The sequence below is a fragment of the Marinilabilia salmonicolor JCM 21150 genome, from assembly GCF_000259075.1.
GTDB lineage: Bacteria > Bacteroidota > Bacteroidia > Bacteroidales > Marinilabiliaceae > Marinilabilia > Marinilabilia salmonicolor.
Genome location: NZ_AJKI01000054.1, coordinates 1 through 6,491 on the forward strand (window position 1 = coordinate 1; position 6,491 = coordinate 6,491).

A 6,491-nucleotide genomic window follows, 5' to 3' on the forward strand; every position below is an offset into this window, starting at 1 on the left:
GCAAGCGAGATGAGTTTTGACGATTACGATAAAAGAACCGTAGTTTTTAGAGCGAAAGCTGGCTAAGTCTTGACTTTTTTTTGATTACTTTTTTTGTGTCAAGACAAAAAAAGTAATTCAGGGTTAAAGGGATGAAATCCCTTTTGGGAAAATGTTTAGGACACTATTGTTCACTTGTTAATCATCTTGAAAGATTATGGCTATAATAATGGTATATCTCCAGTGGATGATTATAATATGCAGAAAAATCAGGAGTTTTATCTTTCGGATAAATGGTGGAACAAGCTCAATTATCAACCTACCAAGAAAGAGGTAGAGGAATATTGTAAGCTCCGCAGACGAAGGATCATTCCCAAGATTATGGGAAAGTTGCAGATGAAGACTTCTAAGGATATCAATATCTTACGCAAAACTCCTGGTGCAAAAAACTGGCAACATGATTATCATGATCATGTAATCCGTGATGAACGATCCTATCATCGTATAAAAAACTACATTATCAACAATCCTAAAAACTGGAAAGGAGATATCTTCTATGATAGGGCATAGCGTAAAGGAAATTCACGAATTTCCTTTACCTTTGCCCTAAAGCTTACAAACTATGAAAAACACAGATATCAGACCGGGAGACAAAGTAAGGTTCCTGAACGATGTAGGAGGCGGACTGGTCACCCGGGTAGAAGGGAAAATTGTATATGTAGAGGATGAGATTGGTTTTGAAGTACCCATGCCAGCCAATGAGATTGTGGTGATAGAACGCAGTGAGGTGGCTCCGCAGACCTCTTCTGCTAGTAAGAGCGAGCAGCCTTTGGTGAAGCAATCATCGCCACAGGAAGAACCCGAAATGGATGAGGATGGCTTTGCAGAAACGGATGAACGGCACGATGACACGCAGCCCCGGTTTTATCTGGCTTTTCTGGATGGGGGACATCAAGGCGACAAACAGATGGTCGATTTTCATCTGGTCAATGATAGTAATTTCTATTGTCTTTACCTGATTGTAGAGATAGGAGAGGACGGACTGGCCCGGGAGTTATACAACGGCCGGATTCAACCCAATACCAAGGAGTCACTCGATCAGTTGGATGCCTCCAAACTGGATGTCTCCTGGCATATTCAGGTGTTGCTTTACCGTAAGGACAAACCATTTGCGCTTCTTGATCCGGTGAAGGAAGTGATGAAGATCAAAGCCCACAAATTTTTCAAGGACAATGCTTTTAAAAATAATGACTTCTTTTATGAGCGGGCCGTATTGTTGCCTGTCATCAAAAACGAACTGGAGCGTCAGATGGAAAACCTGACAAAACAGGAAACCCGTAAAGTGCTCCGTGAAAAAGGAGAACTGAATTCTGCTGCACCTAAGCCGTCCAAGAAGAAAAATTCCGATATTATTGAGGTTGATTTGCATATCCATGAGCTGTTGGATGATACCCGTGGGCTATCTAATGCCGATATGCTAAAGCTACAGATTGATCGTTTCACTGAAGTGATGGAGGAAAACCAAAAGACGAAAGGTCAGAAGATTGTCTTTATCCATGGGCTGGGTAATGGAACGCTAAAACATGAGGTACGTCGCCTGCTGAATACACGGTATAAATCGCATAATTTCCAGGATGCCTCATTCCGGGAGTATGGTTATGGGGCTACGATGGTGATCATTTAGTGTTTGTCCATAAAGTACCTTTTGCTTCGTTACGCTTGCCCGAAAATCGATCATTTAAGTTTTAGTAAACTCCGCATTTTCGGACTTCGCAAGCCTTGCAACCGGGACTTTCTAACCAAACATCTTTGTACTTTGCTGAATGAGCTTAATTTATAGACGGAAACTTTATAGCGTGTGTCCTTACAATGGTTTTTTAATAAAAGATTAAACGAAATGACGCAATGGGTTTCTTATGAGGATTTTGAGGACCGGTGTTATAAGGGATAGGTACTTTATCTATGAATGCAATATAGTATCAGTCATATATCAAACAGAAGGATTTAATTCTTACAATGCCCCTCGTTTTCGCACGAGGGGCTTTTTCTTTTTTATCTCTGAAAAGGGAATACCTATATAGTTATGGTTTTTGTCATTCTGAGTGGCTACCCCAAATAATTTTGGGTCATAATGCGGATATGACTGAATTGTCCCGTCCCCGCAGGGGGCAAATTTGAATAATCCCGGGTGGATAACCCGGGTAACTGGAACAAATGAAACCATGTCCCCGAATGGGGGCCAACTATTAACCCACTGATGTTTTGCATATTACGAAAATCTGTCACTGGTAATGGAGTGGAGAATCAATCTTTCAGCCAGTAAATATTATTGCCATTCTGCCGCTCGCTGTCAGGGGCCAAAACCGGTATGTTGAGGATGCATATTGCCTCCACTGCCCCTTGTCTCCACATGAGGGGCTTATATCACCTCGTCTCTGGTGAGCCAGGCCTTCCCGTAGAGTTATGGTTCTTCTGAATGTCATGAATACTTTTATATTCAATGATCTGACAATTTTCTAAATCTTTATGTTGCTTTTTACAAATTCGTTTAACCTGCTTTGGTGTGGGAGATGACGGTTTATATTCCCCTCGATCGGAATTGAGGGGGAGGGAGATCTTTTTTCATAACACCTTTTTGGGGCTCAGCAACACTTGGTTATTGTTTCTTCGGCCCTTCGCACAATCTTCTTCGGGGCATCGTCGTACCTGCTTCGACTCTTGTTTGGCATATAAGGAGTCGAAAAATGTCGAAAAAGGTACGAGGAAGGTACGACCAGAGAGTGTTTGTGACCTGAGCTTTAGACGTTTAAGGTGCCGTAAGACGGGCTTTTGAGCGATAGTTATGGTTTTTTCTTTCTCAAAAAAAGTTACCTCCCTTTTTGATATCTCAGGGTTTTATATTCAGTTTTGGATTTAAATAACTAATAATCAGCGTAGAAAAATTATTTTTTTATCTGTTATAAAAACTCAATAAATATACTTCATTATTTAGCTTTAAAATCCCATTCATATACAATGGTATATTCTAATTGTTTCTGAATATAAATTTAATTTATTTTATTTAAATAACTCAAAAACAGCAAACTGGAGTGTAATTTTATATATTTTATTATCTATCTGAAAATTTTGTAATATTTACTTATTATTTTTAATATTTTTCAAAGTTTATCTATCTGATATAAAAATTTAAATGAAATTATATTTCAGAATAAATGAAAAAATATTTGCATTATTAAATTGAATTTTAGATATTGCAATAATATTATAGTTTTATTATTTTTAATAAAGATATGCATTATTCAAAATTGCCATTTGATAACTTTATAAATAAAGTTGATGATGTTCTTGGTCAGAGTCTGTCCGACCAGGGATTGGTTTCCTCAATGAGTTCTTTTGGATATGGTTTGAGAGAGATGGAGCAGGGAAGAGAGTTGCTTGAAGCTGTTAGACAGATTGATCAGGAACAGGAAGCTGCTCAGGAGAGAAGGAAGGAGTTGAATCGGCAACGTGGAGAACTGTATAAGGACTTGCAAAAACGATATATGAGGATTGTCAAGCTGGGGCGCATCGTATTTGATGAAAATGAGCTTGCAGGAAAAACCCTTGGTTTGGATGGTCCCAGAGAGAAGCAATTTGATGAATGGTATCGTCAGGTTTATATGTTTTGTAAAAACCTCATTGCTGAAACTTCATGGTTAGATGCACTAAAGGGTTTTGGAGTGAAAAGGAATGATCTGGACAACATTCTGGAAGACCTGGAAAAACTTGAAGAGTTAAATACTCGATTTGAGCATGCAAAGAACTTGTCAAAGGAAATGACCCGGAAAAAGAAGAAAAAGGTAATTGTTTTGCAGGATTGGCTAAATGATTATATTAAAATTGCAAGGATGGCTTTGGAGGAAAAGCCACAACTTTTAAATAAACTTTTGAGTTAAAGGTCTATTGACGAATGAGGTGTATTTAATGATAAAATACACTTTTTAAGTGATTAAATATTTTGGCAGGGTAATTTCCCGGTAGTTTTTCTGAATGAAAAGCCTTTATTCTGCAGGGAGTTGAAACAATCGTCGTTTGTAAACGTACAAAATATGAAGAAATTTATAGTCTTTCTAAATTAACATTTATTTACTGGTGTTTATTTTCAAAGAATGATTAAGGATGATGAGTCTTGTGCATTCTTAACGGATTGATTTTTAGAATTTTTTGTTTAAATTTGCGAGCTTATTTTTGAAATGCACCTAAGAGGATTTTTGTTTTGCTTATATCTCAAAGGTTTATCATTCTTCGTTAAGAAGAGTCTAATTTGAAAATTGTTAATAAATATTTGACCCTAAAGTATTAGGAATAGTTGAATAAAATTATTTTTGTTGTTTGTGTTGATGGCCTAAGTGTAGTTGGATACAAAGCATTACCCTAAACGAGATGCCATGAAGAGATTTTTACTTTCATTCGTTTTTTTATTGACCATATTGTTTGCTTTTTCCGGGCCTGAGGCGTACGCGCAGGGACGTGAGGGAGGAAAAGAGTTAAATTTCAATCCACCTGTTTTAAAAGGAATTCACTCATTGATAGATGAAGTTGAACCCAATTATTGTTCTCAAGGTGGATCTGATGAAATTTATGTTAATGCAGGAAGTGTTCCTTCAAATGCTTCTTATATTGAATGGAATGTTCTGACAAATGTTGGTTCTACAGCAGAACACCCTACATGGATTGAAGAGATAGTTGTTACCGGAGATGTAAACGGGATAATGTTTTTCCCGGATAGAGTTGATTCAGAATATTATGGATCTGTTATTCGTTTTACGTATACAATATATGATACCAACGATGGGCCTATTGCTGTTGGGTATGATGATACCTATGTTTGGAAAAGTCCTGATAAGTTCTCTTTTGATGATGGGGCTGGTAATAGTGTAGTTGAAATTTGTGAAGGAGAATCAGCTGATCTTGTTTTAGGCAACTCTGAAAGTACATATCAGTATTATTTGCATACAACTATTGGTGGTACAACTACAATTTCTGATTTCCCTGTTGGTGGAACAGGAAACCCCCTTGTTTTTACGGTAACACAGGAAGCTGAGTATGCTATTGAAGCCAGACGAGGAGGTAGTCCTACATGTTCAGTTATGATGGATGATGTAGTGAACGTAATCGTTAACCCAAATCCAACTCCCAACCCGGACTATCGTCCTGCCAGCGGAACTTCTGGTGACCCTATTTGTCAGGGATTACCTTTTGAACTTTTTGATAGTGCTCCGGAAACTTCCGGATATGTTTATAACTGGACCGGACCCGGTCTGTCTGGCACTGTTACAGGACATACCATTACGGTTTCTGATCCTGCTGTTTTAACAGTTCCCGGAAATTATGAATACACCCTTGAAATTGAAGATACCAATAATCCAACAAATTGTACTGCTTCAGCTACGGTAACGGTTACTATAGACGATAATCCAACTGCTGCACCTTCTTTAAATCCGACGGCAGTTTGTGAAGGAAGTCCTGTCGATATTAACGCAAATGCTTCAGGTGGTGCAACTCCGTATTCTTATACCTGGTCTACAGCCGATAATCCTTCTTTTTCTACTGTCGATCAACCTACCATAACTATTGCTTCCACTTCTTTAGATGATGATGGGGATGTATATACAGTTGTGGTGACTGATGCGCTTGGTTGTCAGTCTGCTGCTGCTGATGCTCCTGTATTGGTGGTGAATGATGTTCCAGAAGTAACAATAAGTGGTCCCACAGAAGTTTGTGAAGGAAATCCAGCAAACTATACAGCTAATGTAACAGGTAGTGGAACATATAACTATCAGTGGCAATTAGATGGAACAGATATAGCCGGGGCAACCAGTTCCACATTGAGCTATGATGCGACCAGCTTGCCATCAATTGGTAATCATACCATTTCAGTGCTTGTGACTGATGTTGCTAATACGACAAACTGTAGTGCAACTGCCAGTACTTCATTGGACGTGTATGATACTCCTGAAGTAAGTATTGACGAAGGCGATCAGGAAGTATGTGAATCAACAGCCGTAACTTTTACGTCTAATGTAACAGGCAGTGGTACCTATACTTATGAATGGTCACTTGGTGGCACTGTTTTGCCTGGCGAAACGGGTTCAGTTCTGAATATTGATGCGGCCAGTCTTCCAACCGCTGGAAATTATACTGTTACAGTAACTGTTACCGATACAGATAGTCCTTTGAATTGCAATGAATCTGCAAGTGTTCAACTGACTGTAAATGATGTTCCAGAAGTGACAATAAGTGGTTCCATAGAAGTTTGTGAAGGAAATCCAGCAAACTATACAGCCAATGTAACAGGTAGTGGAACTTATAACTATCAATGGCAATTAGATGGAACAGATATAGCCGGGGCAACCAGTTCCACATTGAGCTATGATGCGACCAGCTTGCCATCAATTGGTAATCATATCATTTCAGTGCTTGTGACTGATGTTGCTAATACGACAAACTGTAGTGCAACTGCCAGTACTTCA

Annotated in this window: 4 protein-coding genes; all 4 read left to right on the forward strand. The window is 38.7% G+C overall.

The features are described from left to right. Window positions 1-237 precede the first annotated feature (237 nt). Window positions 238-549 carry a transposase gene (locus W7W_RS23015; RefSeq protein ID WP_157202517.1) on the forward strand — a complete coding sequence of 104 codons (312 nt, stop codon included), beginning with the start codon at window positions 238-240 and terminating at the stop codon, window positions 547-549. 52 nt (window positions 550-601) lie between these two features. Next, window positions 602-1,663 (forward strand): DUF2027 domain-containing protein, encoded by a 1,062-nt coding sequence (locus W7W_RS0119575; RefSeq protein ID WP_010665334.1) that lies wholly within the window; start codon window positions 602-604, stop codon window positions 1,661-1,663. A gap of 1,606 nt (window positions 1,664-3,269) precedes the next feature. Beyond that, window positions 3,270-3,914: a hypothetical protein gene (locus W7W_RS0119585; RefSeq protein WP_010665336.1), complete on the forward strand. Its 645-nt coding sequence runs from the start codon at window positions 3,270-3,272 to the stop codon at window positions 3,912-3,914. 492 nt (window positions 3,915-4,406) lie between these two features. After that, window positions 4,407-6,491: hypothetical protein (locus W7W_RS22555; protein WP_010665337.1), on the forward strand; the 2,085-nt coding region annotated here is incomplete at its 3' end.

Coding starts and splice junctions, on each gene's coding strand:
- W7W_RS23015 (WP_157202517.1), top strand. CDS start 238: ATGCAGAAAAATCAGGAGTTTTATCTTTCGGATAAATGGTGGAACAAG.
- W7W_RS0119575 (WP_010665334.1), top strand. CDS start 602: ATGAAAAACACAGATATCAGACCGGGAGACAAAGTAAGGTTCCTGAAC.
- W7W_RS0119585 (WP_010665336.1), top strand. CDS start 3,270: ATGCATTATTCAAAATTGCCATTTGATAACTTTATAAATAAAGTTGAT.